Below are 19572 nucleotides of genomic sequence, written 5' to 3'. Positions count from 1 at the left end.
GATGCGCCTGATCCTATTATTCTTTAGCAAACAAAGAGACTTTTTGGTCTTCTTGCTCCTTTTTATCTTTTCCTTCTCCTTGGTACTGAATGGAAATTCTTTGCAGCGATCAAAGTTCCTATATGTAGCCACAGGAGTGGTGGGCGATGTCTATCTCCTAAGAACGGGGGTAGTGCAATATTTTTCCCTCAAGCAACAGAATGAACAGTTGGCTCAGGAAAACAAACAGTTGCACGAACAGCTTCTTAAGGAAAGGGCACAGAAATTGGAGGAGTTGGCTAAAGATCCTATTTTGCTATATGCTCCAGAGCAATATAAGGTGTATAGGGCAGAGGTAATCAAAAATAGCTATCAGCTTTCTAAAAACTACTTGATAATCAACAAAGGACAGCGGGATAGTATCCGTGAGGATATGGGGGTGGTATCTCCAGGAGGGATTGTAGGGATCATTGATAAGACCACGACCGACTATGCTTCCGTGCAATCGGTACTCAATACCCTCTCCAAGATCAGTGCCACTCATAAGAAATCGGGGTATTATGGTACCCTTTCTTGGGACGGAAAGGATCCTAATGTAGTCCAGCTGACCGATATTCCGAGTTTGGCGACTATCTCCCCAGGAGACTCCATTGTAACGGCAGGTCACTCAAGTATCTTTCCCAAAGGTATTCCTGTGGGCAAGGTGCTTAGTGTCAATGCTAATACAAGAGATAACTCCCTCCTCTCTCAGGTGAAACTATTTACCAATATGCAGCAACTACAGCATGTATATATTATTAAGAACAGAGATCAGGCTCCCATAAGAGCCATAGAAGAACAGATACAGGCTCAAGCAGATGAATAGTTTGTCTTATATTTTACGCCTCGTAGGGTGGGTACTTTTACAGGGCATACTCCTGAACAATATAAATTTGTTTGGGTATGCCAATCCTGCCTTATATTTACTCTTCTTCATGACCTACCCAGCGGTAGAAAATAAAATACTTCTATTCTTTTTAGCAACCCTATCGGGATTGGTGATAGATATTTTTTCTCAGACCAGTGGGGTCTATAGCTGTGCCACCCTCTCGGTAGTTTTCCTTCGACCACTACTTATTAGATTGTTCTTTGGTCAGAACTTTGAAGGGCAAGAAATAGCATTGCTTCAGGTAAGTGCCACCTTGCGAATACTCTATATCTTTTCTTTTGCCCTTGTTTTTCATCTTATTTTTTCCTTATTGGAGGCTTTTCAATGGCAATTATGGCTCTACTCGATTGATAGAACCATGGTCAATGTGCTCTTCACTGCTATCGTATGCTTATTTGTAGCTCAGCTTGTCGGAAATAGAAAGGAGAATAAGTATTGAAACTTGGGTTATTTGATTTAAATCTATAGGTTATCTTAAACAAAAATAGATAACTTTGGCAGAAGTAGCAAAAGTTACAACAGCTTCCATTAGGCAGGTATAGGAATAAAAAAATCACTACTCATAGAGTAGTGATTGTAAGGTTGTACTCGGAGCGGGACTTGAACCCGCACAGGCATTGCTGCCCACTGGATTTTAAGTCCAGCGTGTCTACCGATTCCACCATCCGAGCCTTCTATGATGGGCATAAAAAAAAGAGCGAAAAACGGGATTCGAACCCGCGACCTCAACCTTGGCAAGGTTGCGCTCTACCAACTGAGCTATTTTCGCAATTCATATCTTTCTAAGACGGTGCAAAGATACTACTTTTTTCCAAATCAACAAAGAAAAAATGAATTTTTTTTCTTTAAAGCATAAATTATTTTATAAGTGTTTGACTATGATATATTTACAAATCTATATTAGTCACTTGTCTCTTGTCATTTGTCACTAATCATTAGTCCTTACCCAATGAAATTTCTTTTTTATGGTGAAGAAAATATGCCAAGTGTTGCCCAGCTTGAGGGCTTCGATCTCTCGCATAGAATTATCGCTATCTATTTGCTCTACAGGGAGGTATTGGTAGAGAACCTTTGCTTCACCTATAGGGGAGAGGGTCTTTCGGTCTATGACTTGTTGCCTTAGCTCATAGAAAAAACCTTCTCGTGTAGTATAGAAAGCAACAATATGATCCCCATCAGCCATTAAGAAACCTTCTCTCATATAATGGCCAGAGGGGATCTTTAGCTTTTCGGAGGGAGCGGCTATGGTGGAGAACTTGAACGCATCATCCGCATTGATATCCCCATAGAGTGACTGATCGTCCCAATGAAGATACTCACAAGCCCAAGTAAAGCGTTCGCCCAAAAGCACTTTCTCCTTGAGTTTTACTCCCTCAAAAAGCAAGTGATAGATTCCCTTTGAGCCATGCTTTCCAGTCTTCTTTAGTGGGGTTCTCTGCTATGGGTAAAAAGCCTTGTACAAACTTACGTATGCTTTCCATACGTATCTTGGCTAAGTCCGAAAGGGATTCATCTTCCTCATAATTAAGAGCATTGCAACTACGGCGACCTTTCTCATCTATTTCAATTCTAAAGGAGGTATTGGTTACCTTTACCTTTTTAGGACTGTCTAAGGCCTCTATCCACTGAGCAAGATCTCGATAGTCCCCTTCACGATTTTCTGAGATGAAATTACCATAGAGAAAGGGCTTCCCTTCTTGGATAAGCTGCATACTGGACTTTATGGGAATCTCGGTAGTGGAGAGGGTAACTTGCTTGCCGTCCTTATCCGTATAGGAGGCCTTTTTGCAATAATAATCATCTGTGGTACCTGGTAGGGGATATAGCTCAAAAGTGATAGGGGTATCATATACCCACTTTATAGGTTCATCTCCAAAGAGAGGAATTACTAAAATAAGGGAGGTGTCTAACCTTTGGGCATCTTTTTCGCTTAGTTTTAGGAAATAACCCCAATCGGGGAGGAGAAAATCACCCTTTTCTAATACAAAAAGTACCCTTTCTACATTGGAAGATAGGCGAACCCAGCGATAACTTTCCTTAAACTCGCCTGTAACAGTAATCGCTTGTCCCCAAGTTATCATAGGAAAAAGGAAAAATAAAAAAATAACCCTCATATAATTAGTTGTTAGTCATTAGTCACTTGTCACTATTTAAGTATTTTCCTCATCGTAAAGGCACTAAGAACAAGATAGAGGATACACAATCCCCACATACCTGCCCAGTAGGGGAGTATGGTGGTGAGGCTAGCCCCCATTTGGGTGATAGAGACAAAGCCCTTAGCTCCTAAGGTGGTAGGAATAATATAGGAAAATACGTTCAGCCACTGGGGCATGGCTACCGTAGGCCAAGAAAAACCCGTGAGCATCACCGCTGGTAGAGAGGTGTACATGATGAGCATGATGGCATCTTCCCGACGGCGGAGAAAATTCAGCAAGCAAAGCCCCATAAACACAATAGAGAGGATAAAAGGGATCATGAAGGCCATTGTGATAAGGATATTGTTGCGTACCGGAATACCGAAAAGAGGCATTACGATGCCTAGAATGATAAGTAAAATTCCCATCGCAAGGGCTAAATAAGTGGTTGCCTTTCCCATTACGATAGGTAAGGCTCCCCAGAAGCTATTGGAATTAGGGTATATTTTGCGCAGCTTGTTGCCCTCACGCATGGTACCTCCTAATATACCTACTGCCGTGAGGATGGTGGTTTGGAAGATAATGACCAAGACCACAGGAATCAAGAAGGTCGCATAGCCTGAGGAGGGGTTATAGAGGCTGACCACCTTGGCACTTACAGGCATCGCTTCTTCGCGAGCTTGGGTGGGTAGCTTGCCTTGAGCAGAGGTACGCTTGAGCTCCACTCCTGCATTGAAATAGGTGGCGGTCATTTTGGTTGCGGTCAATACCTGTTTGTAATAGAGCATATAGGAAGCATCTGCATATACGGAGATAGAGGGTTGTTCTCCGCGTTGTAGAGCACGGGAAAAGCCGTTAGGTATGCTAACAACTCCTCGTATTTGTTCCTTGGCAAAGGCCTTTTGGGCTTCTGAAAGATTCAGATAACTACTGTAAATGGCCACGCCACTATTGGCATCTATCATACGGAACAGCTGTCGGCTTTGGGATGTGTTGTCCTCATCAACCACCCCAATGGGGAGTTCCTGTAAGGTCTCTTCCGAATAGAGATAGGTATAGAGAAAGGAGACTAATACAGCTACTATCACAAACGAAAAGAATACCGCCCTATCACGGAATATATATTTGGCTTCCCAGCGCATTGCGCGGGTGAAGTCGGCTGAACTTTGATAAATGTATTTTCTAAATGCTTTCATATCCACCTGATTTTATTTTCTTTACAAACATAGGGTAGGCAACCAGCAGCAGTAAGCCAAAGAGTAATAAGGCTAAGAGTGGTTGCCAAGTCATTTCTACAGGGATCCCTTTGATAGCGCGATTGACATAGTATTTCATAAAATGGGCATAGGGGAAGAGCTGTGCTAGATACTGCATACTCTTAGGTAAGCCTTCTATTGGGAAGGTGTAGGCGGCAAACGAAAAGGCAATCGCGGTGAAACCACTGCCTATGGTGAGTGCCGATCTGAAATTAGGAAGTATAGAAACGAGTGTGATCCCGATAATCTGATAAACGATGACTAAAGCAAAAGTGATGAGCACTACATTGAACATCGGGATGTGCAAAGGCGCTCCAATAAGCCCAAATAGGAGATAGTTCATCCACCACGCTACAAAGAGCAGTACTAAGGTATAAGGTAGGAGCTTGCTAACCAAAGCCTTCAGCGGACTGCCTCCTGCTTGGGCGAGCCAGTGTTTGCCTTGCTTGTAACGGAACTCTATGCCTAATACATAGACAGTTACCATCATTACGATCATTTGGAGCATCATCGGAAAAAATGCAGTAAGGAGGTAATAGGCATAGTTAGAGTAAGGGTTGAACAGGCCATGGTCATCTACCTTTACGGTTTGGGCTTCTGCATGAACTTTTTGGGTTTGTTGTCCTTTTTGCATCTTCTTTTTCATCACCAAACCAGCTGAGAACATGCCTATGGTGGTTTGGAAATCCTTTTGGATAAGGCCTGCACCGAGCATAAACTGGTTATTGGTATAGCAGATCACCGATTGGTTTTCGCCCTTGAAGAGTTTTTGCTGGAAGTCTTGAGGAATGACGATAAAGCCCATGATCTGCTGTTGCTGGATAAGGCGTTGGGCTTCTTGCTCATTGCTTAGCTTGGTAGTAAGGGCGATGTTAGGCGTGGCATCAAGCATACGCAAAAGGCTCTCGGAAAGCTGACTCTGGTCGTAATTGATATATGCCATAGGCAGGTCACGAGGCACCCCTTTGTAGAAAATAGCCGCAAAGAACCCAAAAATGATAAAGGGGAACACCAAAACGTAAAATAGTCGTTTCGGTGATAAGAATAGGTTCTTGCATTCGGTTTTAAATAAATACATGTTCAATTTGTCAATTAGCTAATTAGTTATATTTCTTCAGCGTTTTCTAAGTTTTCTATTAGGATTGGTTTTTCTTCTTTAAAGTGAAAAGAAACACCATAAGGCTCGCAAAAGCTGAAACTACCTTCGGCAAAATGCAATATCCATTCTTTGTTGTCATAGAATAGAAACTGCGGACTTTCAAAAGGAACTTCTTGCAAGGGAACGCTTAGCAATTGTTTTTCTTCTTCTGAAAGATGAAAGCCATCTGAGTTTATTAGCAGTTGTTCTTGAAAATAAGAAAGAGCTTTGGTAACCAACTTATCTGCGTTGGTAAGGATTTGTTCAATAAAAGCAATAGTATCAGCGGTGATAGTTTCAGTATTGCTAAACACAGAAAAAGGTAGCTGTAAAGTTTCTTTATAGAAATCACTTTTCCACTGGTATGAGGCCTCCCAAAAATACACATCTTCCACTTTTTCAGAAAAAATAAGAGTGCCAAACTTGGTGTTATAATTTGATGTGTTCATTTGGTTAATTGGTTTACAAGGTTTTAAGTTTGTTTTTTTCAAATTCAGCGATAGTGTTATCGATGATTTCTTTGATCTGATAAGAGGCGATGCCTAAAGGTTTGTTTACATCGGTGAGTGACCATTCTACTAATAATTCGTCTTTATCTTTACAGATAAGTAACCCAATGGTAGGATTGTCACCTTCTCCGCGCAAGAGTTTATCAACAGCAGTTACATAGAAATTTAATTTTCCGATGTATTCAGGGATGAAAAGTGTGACTTTGAGTTCTACCACAACATAGCACTTCATCGGGATATGGTAAAAAATGAGATCGGGGAAAAAACTCTGTCCTTCGGGCATACGCAATTCCATTTGTCTCCCCACAAAGGCAAAACCTTGTCCTAATTCCAGCAAAAAGCGAGTGATGTTCTGCATCAAAGCCTCTTCAAGCTCTCGTTCGGAATAGTCTTTACCAAGGGAAAGAAAATCGAAATTATAAGGGTCTTTGAGGAGCTCGGTAGCTAAATTAGCTTGAGGGATAGGCAATTGAGTATCAAAATTGCTAATAGCTTTTCCTTGTCGCTCAAATAGGTTACTCTCAATAGTATGCACTAATTGTACCCTGCTCCAATTATGGCTGATCGTCTGCTTGATATAGAATAGAGCCTCAGAAATAGAATTGCATTTTCTCATTATTTCAGTATGGTGTCTCCAAGGTATTAAGCCAAAATCTTTAGGCATCTCTAAAAAGCTACCAACTTGGTAGCTTTTTGTAAGTTCTTGATAATAAAACAAATACCATTGTCTTATGTTTTTAATATTGGCTACGGAAAAACCAGTAGCTTCAGGGAAGGCTTCTCTCAAATCCAAACTTAGTTGGTTGATAAAGCCACTACCCCAAGCCTTTTCGGTTTGCATTTTTACTATATCACTACCCAAGCTCCAGTAGAACTCTAAAAGGGCAGTATTCACCTTTATGGCTGTTTTGATTTGTGATTGCTGGAATCGCTGTTTGATTTCTATCAGCCATTGGTGGTATTCTTTATCGGGGAGGTTTTGCGCTCCAAAAGTAAAAGTTGGGGTTTCTTTCATTGTGGTTATTTTAAGAATTTTGATGACTTTATATAATCACACGCTTCCACTTTTCAGGGTCTCTGTTTTCAGGCAAATACTGTTCTTTGATAGTATCTAATAGCCAGCGATCCTCTACAAGTTTGTACTTGTACTCGCGCTTGTAATTCATTCTCGCATATTCTCTGTCGGTAAAGATAGAGGCTTTTTTACCAGAGATCTGCACTTCGGTAATGTTTTCTTTGGAGGGGTCGTAGTTAGGAGGGAATCCGTGACTGGTATATTCAGCACCCCCATATTTGCGCTCGCGTTCGGTGATGTATTCCTTATAAATAGGGATACGCAGCTCGGTTTGTTGCTTACAAAAGTCTTCCCAAGAGAGCGATTTCTTTTTCTCCACTTCTTCTTCATCTACTCTGTTGGCTTCTGTTTCCCATTCATACATGGCTTGTAGAAATGCCGTGAAATGCAGGCGTAGGGTTTGTTCTGTTTCTGTCATTTGAATAGTTATTTTTCATTATAAAAGTGCTATTGGCGGTAATCCTTTAGCCAAAGCCGCCAATCCTCGGGACAATGATAGGTCTCCATATACTTTTCTTGTTCTTCTATACTTAAGAAGTGCCAATATTTCAAAAAGGTATCTCTATAATGTTCTTGGTAGCCCTGATTCCAGCGAGGAGCCCCATGGAAACTATGAGGAAAGACTGTCCAAAAAGGAAATACTTCTTTATAATCCTCCATTTCTTTCTGAAAATGCGCTCTTTTATCTTCTTCATAGAATGCTATTTGTACAAAAAAGAGTTTGTTGGCTTCTTGGGTAATCTGTAGCTGTCCTTTACTAAGGGAATAAGGAGCTTTGCTAAAGAAAAGCCTAATACTTTGGGGGCTGACCTCCCCTTCGACTGCTTCTATACGCTTATAGAGGGCTACAGGGATAAAGAAGTCATACCTAAAAATGGGATAGGTTTTACAAAAGAAATCTTTGAGCTTTGAGAACATAATCTTGAGTTAGTTAATTAACGCTTCTCTTTCCTTCTTGGGTACTTTGGCGAGTACTTGGTCATAAGAGTGCTGTATCATTTCCTTGATAAGGGTAAGGGGTAAGCCTTCTAAAAGTACGGTATTCCAATGTCTTTTGTTCAGGTGGTAGCCCGCCACAATCTTATCGGGGTACTGCTCACGGAGTTCTACAGCACGCTCTGGGTCGCACTTGAGGCTCACACTTACAGGGAAACGCTCTAGATTGGTAAGGGCAAATATACGATTACAAATGCGGAATACCAAGAAACCCTCGCCAAAAGGCATATCCTCAGTTACATGCGGCAAGGAAAGGCAATATTCTCTAAGTTCTTCTAAGTTCATTTTATTTAGATAAAAGATTTCAGTAATTAGTTGTTAGGTTTCAGATCATATAAAACTCCTATATATTCACACACACTACAGATAAGTCTTTTTCCTTATTGCGGACAATTCCATAAAAGCGTTCTTTATACCAAAGCATCTGTTGCTCGTAATCAATAGTGTATTTGCCTATGTCTAATGAATGGATGATCTCTCCAGTTAAGGCATTTATAAGCATAGGCTTTTGTTTTTTATCACTTATGATAATACGTTCTCCACTTCGTACAAAGTGTACGGTTTGTCCTGTATTATAACTAAATACAGTTTGTCCGTTATTTAGTGAAACTCCATAAAAATAGCCTCCTTTACCTGCTGTACCAAAGTATAAGATATCGTTATATTCCTCTACTTGAGTGTAAAGATAAGCAGAGAGTTTGTATTTCCAAAGTGTTTTTTGGTTCTGTTTATCTCGGCAGCTCATCATAAAGGGAGATTGCATAAAGACTTCTTTATCTCCAAAAGAATAGACTTTCGCATCATTGAAAATTCGCTTTTGAGGAATACAGCAAAAAGACAGTTCTATTACTTCATTTTCAGTAATTTCAAATACCTTATTGGTTACAAAAATGTTGTCGAGTTTATAGTATTCAATGAGTATAAAAAGTCGTTCACCTTCCCGATAATAGTAAGCATCACTTCTATAACAAGGTTGATCTTCCTCAAAGGAGAAAGAAAGTCGTTTTTGTGATGTAAAATCTTCTGAAAAGATATCTACAAGAATATGACGATCTACATACACTCCATTTTTCACCATCGTTTTAGAAACATCAGCTGAGGCAAATTGCAATACAGCTATTTTCTCCTGAAAAGGGACGATATCTATCACTCTATAATGGCGAAAAGGGTTATTAAAAGTGTTTAAGGTATGGTAGCTTGTCATATATTACTCAAAAACTAAACGATTCTCAATAAATTGGTTTCTTTAGGTAGTGGGTTATACTTATTTAGTAACGTTTCTTCTTCTCCTTCGTGTAGCAAGGTAAGAAATATAAAACAGCCTCCAGATGTAAGTTTTCTAGTATATTCTCTAATCTCTCTTTTATAAATTTCCTCTAACACCTCCGCTTGTTCTTTTGTTAAATAAGGGCGATGGGTGCGAAGTGTCTGACGTAGATTTTCATAAAAATCACCATAACAGATAAAACTGATGTTGTGAAAATGTGCTACCGACCGTTTTATTAATTGGTAAAAAATAAAGTTCTGCAAATTGCCTGAAAGGATATCTACCTCCCCATCTTCTCTAATAAATACTATACTTGGCTCTTGTGTTGGTTTTTCTTTATCATAACAAAAACAATAAACCATATAGTCATCCACTACAGCCCTTGCAAAGGGAGCGAAGAAGAACTTTTGGTTCTGAGGATATTGTGTTAAATGCTGATTTAAAAACTCAAACTCTTTTGCGAGTTGAGAGGGGGTGAGTACCTGAAACCAATCTACATACAAAAACAAAGGCGGGTTCTCTTTCAGTTTAAGATATTCCTGTTCTAACCACTCTTTATTAGCCAATCTATCACCATTTTTGTATTCTATAGGACAATAAGAATGATATGGATATTTTGTCCCCACATCAAGCATACCATCCTCATAAAACTGGTGATATAGCTTGGGGTACTGAAAGCTATAAGTTTGTTCTATTTCTTGTAATGGATTCATATGGGTCGTTTTTTATGCGATAAAAGAGCTTGACGTTCTGCTATTATTTTCTGTAATTGCTGGTGCAAGAGTTCTCGTGAGGGGAGTTCAGTAACCAGCTTAATTGTCGCGCCAGTGGTGCGACAATTTGTTTACCGTTAGGGCTACTTTATTGCGTGTCTCATTGATAAGGGTACGCAAATCGGTAATCAAGGATTCTTGTAGGTTTACTTCTTTTTTCATAGTATTAGTTTGTTAATTAATTAACCAATTGCCGAATTACGCTTCACCATTTTGTATTTCTTCCTTTCTCCTTCAATAGTAGCCACTACTTCAAAACCGAGCTTTGTATAAAGCTCCTTAGCTACAGGGTTGTCATCAAATACATTTAGGCTAATAGAATGAACACTTTTATCTTCAAAAAGCATTGCAATAAATAAGTGCATAGCCTTAGTGCCTAATCCTTTTCCAGTGAGGGAAGGATTGATAAGGAATCTACCAATATGTACGTTACTCCCTTCAACTCTTATCTGCTGAATTATACCTATAAAACTACCCTCTGCCTCAATGCGAAAACAATGAGGCAAAGCATTGAGCGCTTCTATGGTAAGAGGATAGGACAAAGCATCTCCCGCCCATTGTTGTAAGAAATCAGCCCCTTTGCTATTAGTCCAGTGTATGATAGCCTGCTTATCTTCAGGCAATAATCCTTCAGTTATTTTCATTTTTCACTCACTAAGACCGACATTCCTGGTCTTAAATCCTTTACTTTTTCAGTAGGGTAGGCCTTGATAGCGAAAGTCTTCTTGTCAAAATCTCCTTTACTTTTGGTAGCTGTCCAAGTGGCAAAATCGGCTTGTACAGCGATGTGTTTTACTTCCATTTCTATTTCTTGATTGCCCAAAGCGGGGACAATACCTTTGAACTTGGTGCCTATCTTAAAATCGGCCATTTTGTCCTCACGTATATTGAACACCACCCACTCATCACTACTGTCAATGAGGTTCATCACAGGGTAGCCTGCATTGACAATTTCTCCTTCGTTGGGGATAATTGTCTGTATCTCGGCATCGGAAGGAGCGAATACCTTAGCGCCATCTTTATAAGCATTCACTTCGGTGATGACTCCTTGGGCTTGAGCGACAAGGGCTTGAGCGGCGGTTTTGTCTTCTACACGGGCACCATTTTTAGCCATTTCGTATTGTGATTTAGCGGCTTCCGCTTGTTTCTGTAGGGCAACCATTTGGGTATAGGCCTCGTCTTTCTTTTGAGCAGGGAGTACCTTGTCATTGTAGAGGTTGCTTACACGCTGATAAGTTTTCTCGGCCAGTTCAGCGGCCGCTTGGGCTTGTTGCCATACATTGTAGGCTCCCTGAATCTGCTCGGAGCGTGCACCACTTTGGGCTTTGTCGGATTGGGCTTGGGCAGCCATACGAGCAGCTTCCGCTTGAGAGAGCTTGGCGTCAAGCTCAGTGCTTTCGAGCTCCAAGAGTAGGTCGCCTTTGTGTACTACATCACCCTCTTGCTTGTAGATGGCCTTGACCCTACCGGGTACTTTGGGGGCTACATTGATTTGTTTGGCTTCTACCTGTCCTTGCAGATAAGTGGGTTCGCTATTGCTAAAGAAGTAGATAGAGAGCGAGATAATTACTGCAAATACAGCTAAGGTAACTAAAAGTCCGGTGATATTTTTCTTTTTCATAAGATAAAAAATTTATGGTGCAAAATTAAGGAAGATTTATCAGATAAAAATACTTTTGAGGCAAAAGATTTTTAAGATAGATTAAATTCTGAAGGGAGCGGTTGATAGGTAAAAAAACTTATTTTCATTGGGATATTTCGCTAAAAAACACTAACTTTGCACTGCTAAATAACTACAATATCGTGGAAACATTACGTGAAATCATTCACTCCATACGACAGAACAAGGTGCGTACTTTTATGTCGGGCTTCGGGATTATGTGGGGTATCTTTATCTTAGTCTTGCTTTTAGGAGTAGGCAAGGGGGTTGAGTATGGGGTGCAAGACTTGCTCAAGAGCTTTGCCTCCAAGTCGGTCTATGTATGGAGCGGGGAGACCTCTATGAAGTATAAGAACATGCAGGAAGGCAGACAGATTTTCTTTGATAAATATCTCTTGGAGGATATAAGGCGTAAGTTTCCTGAGATCAAAGGTCTTTCGCCACGAGCTACCCTTTCCAAAAATGCTATTTATGGTAAGAAAAACTGCTACACTACCATCACAGGGATTGCGCATGAGTATTGGTCTTTCTCCAATTTTAAGATGATAGAAGGTAGCCGCCCCTTCAATGTGATGGATGACAAAAAGGCACGTAATGTAGCTATTATAGGTAAGAAAGTGGCCACTAAGCTTTTTCTGAACGATAATCCTTTGGATAAGCTCATCAATGTAGGAGGGGTGTATTACCGTGTGATAGGGGTAATGAAGAATGATGATATGGTCAGCCAACAGGCAGAATCAGAAATCTTTGTGCCTTATCCCAGCTTTACCCGCAATATTCAAGATACACCTGATATCTCTGTCTTTGGCTTCTACCTAAGTGATGATACAAAGATTTCGATGAATAGCTTTAAGGAGAAGATACTCAACTACTTGGCTCGCAGCCTGCGTTTTGATGCCAATGACCCCAATGCTGTTTATATACAGACCTTGGAGGAACAAATAGCCAATATCAATAGTATCTTCACGGGAATCAGTGTTTTTATCTGGATCGTAGGGGCTTGTTTTCTTATCAGTGGGATGGTCAGTGTAACCAATATTCTTTTCATTGTGGTCAAGGAGCGTACCAATGAATTTGGTTTGCGTATGGCCATTGGGGCGACCCCTTACCATATTACGCTACAAGTGCTTTTGGAAGCCTTGATTATCACCTTAGGATCAGGCTTGTTGGGGATGTTCTTAGGGGTAGGAGTGCTCAAGCTCATTAATATTGTACTGGCAGCCTCTGGAGGTATGGGATTGCTCAAGACTACGGATATAGATATGGGGATAGCCCTTTTAGCGCTTTTTATTATGGTGCTGTCGGGTATTTTCGCCGGTACATTCCCAGCTCGAAAGGCCGCTAAGATAGAACCTGTAGCCGCTATGCGATATGAAAATAGAGGGTAAAGAATTTGTTTTTCTCATTTTATTTTCGTAATTTTGCGCGTTCAATGAAAAAGAAGAAAACATATATTCGTTTCTTTGCTTTTCTACTGCTGTTGAGCATGTTGAAAGTAGCCTTTCCTGTAGGTGAGTTTTTCCATAACCACCACTCAGGCGAAGAGCTGTGTACCCATGTCCAAGGGAAGAAATGTGATCACCAAGTACATATTTCCCAAGGGGAAAGGCATCATGATTGTATGTTTTTCCAGCTCCATCAGAACTTTGTTTTCATTACTTTCGATTATCATTTCGTACCTACAACTTATTATCCTTCCGTTTTTTCCATAACAGAAGGAAGACCTAACACTTCTTTTATTCAATACCTCCTAAGAGGGCCTCCTTCTTTAATGATCAATGTTTAATGATTGATGTTTATTCCCCAAATTTTTGGGTATTAATCTCATGAATCATTAATGGTATTAATCATTAATCATTACTGATATCAATCTTTATGAAAAAGTTATTGTGTCTTCTTCTTTTAGGAGTAGGCTTGTCCCTCTATGGGCAAGAAACTCTTGAGCTAACGATAGAAGACAAAGCAGGGCAACCCTTGCCCAGTGCAGTAGTACATTTTATAGGGAAACACTTTGTTAGCGATACTCAGGGAAGGGTAAGTATTCCTAAGTTAGCCAAAGGGAAATACCCTATTAAGATAAACTACTTAGGTTTCTTGGACTATGAGGCAATTCTCGCTATTCCTGCTGCTAATCCCTATAAAGTAGTTATGCAGGAGGAGGTCAACCAGCTTGCGGGCACCACTCTGGTAGGGCATGTAGCCAAGCCCATAACTACTTCCGCTGCAATCGACAAAACCAAGCTCCAACAAAAATCAGGAGAAGAGCTCGCCAAGGTACTCACGACAGTGACAGGAGTCTCCATGATACAGACCGGGGCTACGATAGCCAAGCCGGTGATTCATGGCCTACATAGTAACCGTATCCTGATCCTCAACAATGAGGTGCGCCAAGAGGGACAACAATGGGGTGCCGATCATGCCCCCGAGATAGATCCTGCTGTAGCCGATAGGATTACCGTGGTCAAAGGAGCTGAAGCCGTACGCTATGGTTCTGATGCCTTGGGAGGTGTGGTAGTGATAGCTCCCAATCGGCTTCCTTATGGGGATGGGTTGCACGGGCAACTCTCTCCCTCCTTTGCTTCCAATGGACGCAAGTCGGCCACTACCTTCAAGCTGGAAAGTGGACTGCCAGGTCTGCACCATTGGGCATGGCGGGTACAGGGAACACTCAAGCGTTCGGGGGATATCCATACTGCTGATTATGTACTGAACAATACCGCTGCTGCGGAGGCCAACTTCTCTGCTGCCATAGGTATGCAACGAGAAGAGGGGAGTGCAGAACTATTCTACAGTCGCTATGAGAATGAGAGCAGCGTATTCTATGGTTCCCATATAGGCAACTTGGACGACCTGCTGGCTCGGTTTGAAATCGGTCGCCCCCTTACGACCTATCCTTTTTCCTATAGTATAGAAGCCCCCAAGCAAAAGGTAGTCCATCACCTGCTCAAGGCCAAGGCTTATTATTTTCTCCCCATAGGGGGAAAACTTACCGCCCAATATGCTTTCCAAAAGGATATTCGTAAGGAGTATAGCCTACGTCGATTAGGGCGAACTCGTATTCCTGCCCTCAATATGTGGCTGACCACCCATCTGGCGGAGGTCTTTTGGGAAAATATGGATGCTCCTCACTGGAAAACACAATTGGGAGGTAGTTTTTCCTTGCAAGACAACTACAACCAGCCAGGAACAGGGGTAGTGCCAGTGATTCCCAACTTTGCTTCAGTGGGTTATGGTGCTTTTGCGATAGAGAAGTATCACAAAGATAGCTGGAATGCTGAAGCGGGAATCCGTTATGACTATAAGTACCTCAATGCAGATGGCTATGATATGTATTCCCAACGCTATGGAGGGGAACACCATTTCCATAATATTACCTATAGCTTAGGAGGGGCTTGGCAGGCGAGCTCTCACACAGCCGTTAGTAGTCATATAGGAGTAGCATGGCGCGCTCCACAGGTCAACGAACTCTATAGTAGTGGCTTGCATCATGGAGCAGGGACTTACAATCTGGGAGAATCCTCTCTGAATCCAGAGACCGGAGCTAAGTGGATTACCTCTTTGGACTATCACCATCCCAATCAAGGATTGCAGTTTTCTGTGGATGCTTATGCACAGCTTATTAAGGGCTATATCTATGACTATCCCACCGGAGAGGTACGTACTTTGTTCTCTGGGGTATATCCTATATTCCAGTATACCCAAGCCGATGCCTTCTTTCGTGGAGCGGATATAGAAGCCTCCCTAAGGCTTTCCCAATGGGAGACGGCTTCCCAAAGTCTCTCCTATGGACTGAGAGCTTCGGTAGTTTTTGCCAATGAGCTGAAGACCCATCGGTATTTTCCTTTTATACCTGCCCCAAGGCTAAGTCAGTCCTTGGAATGGAAAGCCCAACCCAAGGGTTTGTTTCAGAGTCTTGAGGCAAGTATAGGACATACCTTTGTAGCTAAGCAAACTCGTTTTGAGCCTTCGCAGGAGTTGGTAGCCACCACTCCCGATGCTTATCATCTCTTTGAAGCAGCTGTGGGAGGTACCATAGCTGTAGGAGAACAGCAGCGCCTTTCGGTAAGGCTCTCTTGTGAGAATCTTTTCAATCAACTATATAAGGAATACACCAATCGTTTTCGCTATTACGCCCATGACTTAGGACGCAATGTATACCTGAGATTGAATTATAATTTTTAAAAAAATTGTTGAACACTAAAATTAGAAAAAAATGAAAAAAATAACGAACATACTTAGAAAGTTATCTTTCATAGCGCTTTCTGCTGCTTTACTCTTTTCTTGTTCTAAAGAAGAGGGAAAAAATGGAATCACTACTCCTGCTCCTAAAATAGAATCATTGGAGTTAGGACATGAAAACTCTAAAATAGGTTATATAGGTGATGATGTACATATAGAAGCTCTTTTCTCAGCTGAAGGAATGATTAAGGAGACCAAACTACAGATTACTTATGCCAATGGGGAGTCTTCTTTCAAGATAGAGGAGATTTCTACTGAATTTGTAGGGAAAAAAGGAGGAAAAATACACAAGCATGTGGATATTCCTGCCGATGCCAAAGAGGGAAATTATGATTTCTTATTCTCTGTTACCGACCAAAATGGTCAAATAACCTCTGTCAAGGAGGTCTTGAAAGTAGAGAAGAAAAGAGATTTTACTGAGAATGAGACTCTTTCACTTGCAACTTTACAATTAGGAGTGTTAAACAAAAGTATTGCTCTAAAGAAGGACGATTTTATAGCCAAATTTAGCAATGGGAATGTTGCTTATGAACAGTCCAATTCTTTTGAACCCTTGGTGTATGAGGCCACTCGCCAAGAAGCACCTTTTGCAAAATATAAAGTAGCGGTTAGCTTTGCGTATGTATTTGATTTAGATATTCGCCCTTATCAAAGCTATGATGGAGTGGATAGTATTACCATCACTCCCTTAGATGCTACAGGGGAAGAAGCTAAGAATGACCAACCTAAAGAGATTTTTGAGTATTTTGAGCAGTATATCTCTTTCTTCTGTGGCAAACCTTATCAATATATCCGAGAAAATGATGATAAGGGGTATTCCGTGAAAAACTTTACGAAGGAAGAGTTCTACGCTACTTTTTCTAACAAGGAGCTAAAAGAAACAGACGCAGAGATCCTTTGGAATGCAAATCCTAATAAGCCTGCTGTGGAAAGCTCTAAAGCAAAGAATACGCCTATTGTGAAGCTAAAATACAAGCGCGAGAGTAATACTTACGAACTTTCCTTTGAGTTCAACCGACCTGTTGATTATACAAACAACCTAAAACAAAATTAAAAAAACAACAAGATGAGACACTTATTAAGCACATTAAGAACAGTACTAACAGCTGCTCTTTTAGGGGTAGCAATTACTTCATGTAGTAAAGATCCACAGAAGCCTAACAATGAAAAAGAGGACAAAGGACATGAAGATCCTACCAAAGTAGAATTTGTTATCCGAAGAGGGCACCTTCATGGGGTACGCTTCCATGGAGACCCTGAAAGTATCATTGCACCTGTACAGAAGTTCAAGTTTGAACTAGATCAAGCTACCAAAAACTGGGTGCGTAAGGATATGGATGGGAAGATACTAACTAAGGACTCTCCTGTAGTAATGATAGAGGGGGCTCACTATGCCATGGAAATTATCTATTACAATAGCAAGGGCGATCGTATGAACCATGAATTTACTAGTGCACAGATGCTCCCTATTCACCAGCACTTCTTTGAAGTAAAGAGCTATACTGATACCAAAACCCAACAAGAAAGTACTGATACAGCTTCTTTATTTACTTACACCTATCGTGATACAGATCCAGAACAAGTACCTATCGGAGACTTAATTGATGAAAAAAATAGTACCAAACGTTCTGTACTTACTGACAATCCTTTAGGATTGAAAGGCTATTTTGCTCCTGGAAAAGCCTATGCAAAATATGATATAAGAGTAAGTCTTTTCCATGTATTAAGAGGAACTAAAAATAAGAATAATCAACAAGGAGAATTTTATGCTTTTAATGCTCCTGGTGATGAGTTGAAAGCACGTAGTACTACCGATTTCTCTCAGAAGATACCAGTACAAGTGATTACTTCTATCTCCTCTGGAGGGGAAGAAGACACTGCTCGCTATTACAAAGAGATAGCTGACTACTATGGCATTACTCCTGAAAGAGTAAAAGCGCTTATAGATGAAGCACGAGATAAACATGATTCTGCTACTTATTGGATGTAGGATAGAGAACAAAAGTAATAGGGGGCGAATGGCAATTCGCCCCCTATTACTTTTTGTCTCGAAAAAAGATGGCTAACTACTTATTAAAGAATCTTAATTTTATTCATAAATAAAACCTAAATCGAGCTGCTAATTCATTTTTTTGTTTTACATTTGCGAAAAATTCGGTATGAAGGGAATTATTTTAGCGGGAGGCTCTGGCACAAGGCTTTACCCCATCACCAAAGGGGTCTCCAAACAGTTGCTCCCTATCTATGATAAGCCTATGATTTACTATCCGTTATCTGTACTGATGCTCTCAGGGATAAGGGATATATTCATTATTACCACTCCAGAGGATGCAGCGGCTTTCCACCGTTTGCTTGGAGACGGAAGTCAATGGGGGCTTGACCTTTCTTATGCCGTACAGCCTTCACCTGATGGCTTGGCGCAGGCCTTTATCATCGGAGAAGAATTTATCGCTGGGGACGATGTGTGCCTGATCTTGGGAGATAATATTTTCTATGGGCAGTCTTTTTCCCAAATGCTCTCTCAGGCTGTAGCCAATGTACAAAGGGAGCAGAAGGCAACTGTCTTTGGTTATTATGTAAAAGACCCTGAGCGTTATGGGGTAGCCGAGTTCGATACTGAAGGTAATGTACTTTCTATAGAAGAAAAACCTAAGGAGCCTAAGTCCAATTATGCCATTGTAGGCTTGTATTTCTATCCTAACAAAGTGGTAGAGATAGCCAAGCGCATAAAGCCTTCTGAACGAGGAGAGTTGGAGATAACTTCAGTAAATCAGGTCTTTCTACAAGCTCAAGAACTCAAAGTGCAACTTTTAGGGAGAGGATTTGCTTGGCTGGATACTGGTACTCACGATTCCCTGACTGAGGCCACCAACTTTGTAGAAACTTTAGAGAAACGACAAGGTTTGAAAATTTCTTGTTTGGAAGAAATTGCTTATCGAAAAGGATGGATTAGCAAGCAAAAATTACAAGAATTGGCACAAGAACTCGCTAAAAATGGATATGGCCAATACCTATTGGATTTAGTAAATCATAAATAACAACTAAATGAACATTATACAAACCGCTTTAGAAGGCGTTGTCATCATAGAGCCTAAAGTTTTTGTCGATGATAGGGGCTATTTCTTTGAATCTTTCTCCCAGCAAAGATTTATAGAAAAGGTGTGCAATACTACCTTTGTACAGGATAATGAATCCAAATCTACCTATGGAGTACTCAGAGGGCTACATTTTCAAAAACCACCCCATGCTCAATCAAAGCTTGTAAGGGTAGTTAGTGGTATCGTATGGGACGTAGCGGTAGATATCCGTAGCGGTTCTCCTACCTTTGGGCAATATGTCGGGGTAGAGCTTACTGGAGAGAATAAGCGACAGTTTTTTATCCCTCGAGGCTTTGCTCATGGTTTTATAGTATTAAGTCCAGAGGCGGTTTTCCAATACAAATGTGATAATTATTACGCTCCTGCATACGAAGGAAGTGTGCTTTGGAATGATCCTGCTATAGGGATAGATTGGAGAATTTCAGAAAAAGAAGTACTCCTTTCAGCAAAAGATAAGCAAAGTCCACTGCTAAAGGAGGCTTGGCTATTCGATTACCAAGAAAAATTATATTAAAACAT

At 40.8% G+C, this 19572-nt stretch carries 23 protein-coding genes and 2 tRNA genes; 9 read left to right on the top strand and 16 right to left on the bottom strand.

From position 1 onward, the window contains the following. Nucleotide 1 precedes the first annotated feature (1 nt). Complete coding sequence (gene mreC / locus HMPREF1551_RS00390) at nucleotides 2–844, top strand: rod shape-determining protein MreC (protein WP_021626994.1); 843 nt, start codon at nucleotides 2–4, stop codon at nucleotides 842–844. Next, nucleotides 837–1346, top strand: a complete 510-nt coding sequence (locus tag HMPREF1551_RS00385; protein ID WP_021626993.1) for a hypothetical protein — start codon at nucleotides 837–839, stop codon at nucleotides 1344–1346. Before mreC ends, HMPREF1551_RS00385 begins: the two co-directional genes overlap by 8 nt. A 146-nt stretch (nucleotides 1347–1492) precedes the next feature. Here the strand turns inward: HMPREF1551_RS00385 and HMPREF1551_RS00380 are convergent. From HMPREF1551_RS00380 to HMPREF1551_RS00310, 16 genes are all read right to left on the bottom strand, one after another. Further along, a tRNA-Leu gene (locus HMPREF1551_RS00380) sits at nucleotides 1493–1578 on the bottom strand. Between the two features lie 25 nt (nucleotides 1579–1603). After that, nucleotides 1604–1676, bottom strand: a tRNA-Gly gene (locus tag HMPREF1551_RS00375). A 159-nt stretch (nucleotides 1677–1835) separates the two neighbouring features. After that, nucleotides 1836–2291, bottom strand: coding sequence for a hypothetical protein (locus tag HMPREF1551_RS00370; RefSeq protein WP_021626992.1), 456 nt, complete (start codon nucleotides 2289–2291; stop codon nucleotides 1836–1838). Continuing rightward, entirely contained in the window at nucleotides 2281–3021 is a 741-nt protein-coding gene (locus HMPREF1551_RS00365) for a hypothetical protein (RefSeq protein ID WP_021626991.1), read from the bottom strand. The genes HMPREF1551_RS00370 and HMPREF1551_RS00365 overlap by 11 nt, the downstream gene beginning before the upstream one ends. Before the next feature lie 32 nt (nucleotides 3022–3053). Further along, on the bottom strand, nucleotides 3054–4238 hold the full coding sequence (locus HMPREF1551_RS00360; RefSeq protein ID WP_021626990.1) for an ABC transporter permease: 1185 nt from the start codon (nucleotides 4236–4238) through the stop codon (nucleotides 3054–3056). Further along, nucleotides 4225–5376, bottom strand: a complete 1152-nt coding sequence (locus HMPREF1551_RS00355) for an ABC transporter permease (RefSeq protein WP_021626989.1) — start codon at nucleotides 5374–5376, stop codon at nucleotides 4225–4227. The genes HMPREF1551_RS00360 and HMPREF1551_RS00355 overlap by 14 nt, the downstream gene beginning before the upstream one ends. 26 nt (nucleotides 5377–5402) lie before the next feature. After that, entirely contained in the window at nucleotides 5403–5885 is a 483-nt protein-coding gene (locus tag HMPREF1551_RS00350; RefSeq protein ID WP_034543949.1) for a hypothetical protein, read from the bottom strand. Between the two features lie 13 nt (nucleotides 5886–5898). After that, entirely contained in the window at nucleotides 5899–6960 is a 1062-nt protein-coding gene (locus HMPREF1551_RS00345; protein WP_021626987.1) for a YhcG family protein, read from the bottom strand. Nucleotides 6961–6988: 28 nt separating this feature from the next. Continuing rightward, nucleotides 6989–7438: an NTF2 fold immunity protein gene (locus HMPREF1551_RS00340; protein ID WP_021626986.1), complete on the bottom strand. Its 450-nt coding sequence runs from the start codon at nucleotides 7436–7438 to the stop codon at nucleotides 6989–6991. 29 nt (nucleotides 7439–7467) lie between these two features. Next, nucleotides 7468–7938: a hypothetical protein gene (locus HMPREF1551_RS00335; protein WP_021626985.1), complete on the bottom strand. Its 471-nt coding sequence runs from the start codon at nucleotides 7936–7938 to the stop codon at nucleotides 7468–7470. A gap of 9 nt (nucleotides 7939–7947) precedes the next feature. Then, nucleotides 7948–8301: an MmcQ/YjbR family DNA-binding protein gene (locus HMPREF1551_RS00330; RefSeq protein ID WP_021626984.1), complete on the bottom strand. Its 354-nt coding sequence runs from the start codon at nucleotides 8299–8301 to the stop codon at nucleotides 7948–7950. A gap of 58 nt (nucleotides 8302–8359) precedes the next feature. Further along, entirely contained in the window at nucleotides 8360–9166 is an 807-nt protein-coding gene (locus tag HMPREF1551_RS00325) for a PQQ-binding-like beta-propeller repeat protein (protein ID WP_021626983.1), read from the bottom strand. 68 nt (nucleotides 9167–9234) lie between these two features. Further along, the gene (locus tag HMPREF1551_RS00320; protein WP_021626982.1) at nucleotides 9235–9996 is read right to left on the bottom strand and encodes a hypothetical protein; all 762 of its coding nucleotides are present in this window, start codon (nucleotides 9994–9996) and stop codon (nucleotides 9235–9237) included. 99 nt (nucleotides 9997–10095) lie between these two features. Then, nucleotides 10096–10218 carry a hypothetical protein gene (locus HMPREF1551_RS14315; RefSeq protein WP_021626981.1) on the bottom strand — a complete coding sequence of 41 codons (123 nt, stop codon included), beginning with the start codon at nucleotides 10216–10218 and terminating at the stop codon, nucleotides 10096–10098. A gap of 20 nt (nucleotides 10219–10238) precedes the next feature. Further along, nucleotides 10239–10700, bottom strand: a complete 462-nt coding sequence (locus HMPREF1551_RS00315; RefSeq protein WP_021626980.1) for a GNAT family N-acetyltransferase — start codon at nucleotides 10698–10700, stop codon at nucleotides 10239–10241. Then, a complete protein-coding gene (locus HMPREF1551_RS00310; protein ID WP_021626979.1) occupies nucleotides 10697–11677 on the bottom strand; it encodes an HlyD family secretion protein in 981 nt (326 codons plus the stop codon). Before HMPREF1551_RS00310 ends, HMPREF1551_RS00315 begins: the two co-directional genes overlap by 4 nt. Nucleotides 11678–11859: 182 nt before the next feature. Here HMPREF1551_RS00310 and HMPREF1551_RS00305 point away from each other — a divergent pair, with 182 nt between their 5' ends. The 7 genes from HMPREF1551_RS00305 to rfbC all read left to right on the top strand — a co-directional run bounded on the left by HMPREF1551_RS00305 (nucleotide 11860) and on the right by rfbC (nucleotide 19567). After that, complete coding sequence (locus tag HMPREF1551_RS00305) at nucleotides 11860–13104, top strand: ABC transporter permease (protein ID WP_034543943.1); 1245 nt, start codon at nucleotides 11860–11862, stop codon at nucleotides 13102–13104. A gap of 44 nt (nucleotides 13105–13148) precedes the next feature. Beyond that, nucleotides 13149–13502: a hypothetical protein gene (locus HMPREF1551_RS00300; RefSeq protein ID WP_081695725.1), complete on the top strand. Its 354-nt coding sequence runs from the start codon at nucleotides 13149–13151 to the stop codon at nucleotides 13500–13502. A gap of 89 nt (nucleotides 13503–13591) precedes the next feature. Continuing rightward, entirely contained in the window at nucleotides 13592–15898 is a 2307-nt protein-coding gene (locus HMPREF1551_RS00295; protein ID WP_021626976.1) for a TonB-dependent receptor, read from the top strand. 31 nt (nucleotides 15899–15929) lie between these two features. Next, the gene (locus HMPREF1551_RS00290) at nucleotides 15930–17009 is read left to right on the top strand and encodes a DUF4625 domain-containing protein (RefSeq protein WP_021626975.1); all 1080 of its coding nucleotides are present in this window, start codon (nucleotides 15930–15932) and stop codon (nucleotides 17007–17009) included. Between the two features lie 12 nt (nucleotides 17010–17021). Next, a complete protein-coding gene (locus HMPREF1551_RS00285; RefSeq protein WP_021626974.1) occupies nucleotides 17022–17945 on the top strand; it encodes a hypothetical protein in 924 nt (307 codons plus the stop codon). A gap of 169 nt (nucleotides 17946–18114) precedes the next feature. Further along, nucleotides 18115–18993, top strand: coding sequence for a glucose-1-phosphate thymidylyltransferase RfbA (gene rfbA, locus HMPREF1551_RS00280; protein ID WP_021626973.1), 879 nt, complete (start codon nucleotides 18115–18117; stop codon nucleotides 18991–18993). A gap of 7 nt (nucleotides 18994–19000) precedes the next feature. Next, the gene (rfbC, locus tag HMPREF1551_RS00275) at nucleotides 19001–19567 is read left to right on the top strand and encodes a dTDP-4-dehydrorhamnose 3,5-epimerase (protein ID WP_021626972.1); all 567 of its coding nucleotides are present in this window, start codon (nucleotides 19001–19003) and stop codon (nucleotides 19565–19567) included. Nucleotides 19568–19572: the final 5 nt, after the last annotated feature.

The sequence above is a fragment of the Capnocytophaga sp. oral taxon 863 str. F0517 genome (assembly GCF_000466425.1).
GTDB lineage: Bacteria > Bacteroidota > Bacteroidia > Flavobacteriales > Flavobacteriaceae > Capnocytophaga.
Note: the sequence above shows the minus strand (reverse complement) of the source record. Positions and strands in the feature narration are given on the sequence as shown.

Bases quoted from the DNA above. Each gene is read 5' to 3' on its own strand.
- HMPREF1551_RS00330 (WP_021626984.1), bottom strand. From the start codon at position 8,301: ATGAACTTAGAAGAACTTAGAGAATATTGCCTTTCCTTGCCGCATGTA.
- HMPREF1551_RS00385 (WP_021626993.1), top strand. From the start codon at position 837: ATGAATAGTTTGTCTTATATTTTACGCCTCGTAGGGTGGGTACTTTTA.
- rfbA (WP_021626973.1), top strand. From the start codon at position 18,115: ATGAAGGGAATTATTTTAGCGGGAGGCTCTGGCACAAGGCTTTACCCC.
- HMPREF1551_RS00365 (WP_021626991.1), bottom strand. From the start codon at position 3,021: ATGAGGGTTATTTTTTTATTTTTCCTTTTTCCTATGATAACTTGGGGA.
- HMPREF1551_RS00345 (WP_021626987.1), bottom strand. From the start codon at position 6,960: ATGAAAGAAACCCCAACTTTTACTTTTGGAGCGCAAAACCTCCCCGAT.
- HMPREF1551_RS00360 (WP_021626990.1), bottom strand. From the start codon at position 4,238: ATGAAAGCATTTAGAAAATACATTTATCAAAGTTCAGCCGACTTCACC.
- HMPREF1551_RS00295 (WP_021626976.1), top strand. From the start codon at position 13,592: ATGAAAAAGTTATTGTGTCTTCTTCTTTTAGGAGTAGGCTTGTCCCTC.
- HMPREF1551_RS00350 (WP_034543949.1), bottom strand. From the start codon at position 5,885: ATGAACACATCAAATTATAACACCAAGTTTGGCACTCTTATTTTTTCT.
- HMPREF1551_RS00300 (WP_081695725.1), top strand. From the start codon at position 13,149: ATGAAAAAGAAGAAAACATATATTCGTTTCTTTGCTTTTCTACTGCTG.
- HMPREF1551_RS00335 (WP_021626985.1), bottom strand. From the start codon at position 7,938: ATGTTCTCAAAGCTCAAAGATTTCTTTTGTAAAACCTATCCCATTTTT.
- HMPREF1551_RS00320 (WP_021626982.1), bottom strand. From the start codon at position 9,996: ATGAATCCATTACAAGAAATAGAACAAACTTATAGCTTTCAGTACCCC.
- mreC (WP_021626994.1), top strand. From the start codon at position 2: ATGCGCCTGATCCTATTATTCTTTAGCAAACAAAGAGACTTTTTGGTC.
- HMPREF1551_RS00290 (WP_021626975.1), top strand. From the start codon at position 15,930: ATGAAAAAAATAACGAACATACTTAGAAAGTTATCTTTCATAGCGCTT.
- HMPREF1551_RS00315 (WP_021626980.1), bottom strand. From the start codon at position 10,700: ATGAAAATAACTGAAGGATTATTGCCTGAAGATAAGCAGGCTATCATA.
- HMPREF1551_RS00285 (WP_021626974.1), top strand. From the start codon at position 17,022: ATGAGACACTTATTAAGCACATTAAGAACAGTACTAACAGCTGCTCTT.
- HMPREF1551_RS14315 (WP_021626981.1), bottom strand. From the start codon at position 10,218: ATGAAAAAAGAAGTAAACCTACAAGAATCCTTGATTACCGATTTGCGT.
- rfbC (WP_021626972.1), top strand. From the start codon at position 19,001: ATGAACATTATACAAACCGCTTTAGAAGGCGTTGTCATCATAGAGCCT.
- HMPREF1551_RS00310 (WP_021626979.1), bottom strand. From the start codon at position 11,677: ATGAAAAAGAAAAATATCACCGGACTTTTAGTTACCTTAGCTGTATTT.
- HMPREF1551_RS00355 (WP_021626989.1), bottom strand. From the start codon at position 5,376: ATGTATTTATTTAAAACCGAATGCAAGAACCTATTCTTATCACCGAAA.
- HMPREF1551_RS00340 (WP_021626986.1), bottom strand. From the start codon at position 7,438: ATGACAGAAACAGAACAAACCCTACGCCTGCATTTCACGGCATTTCTA.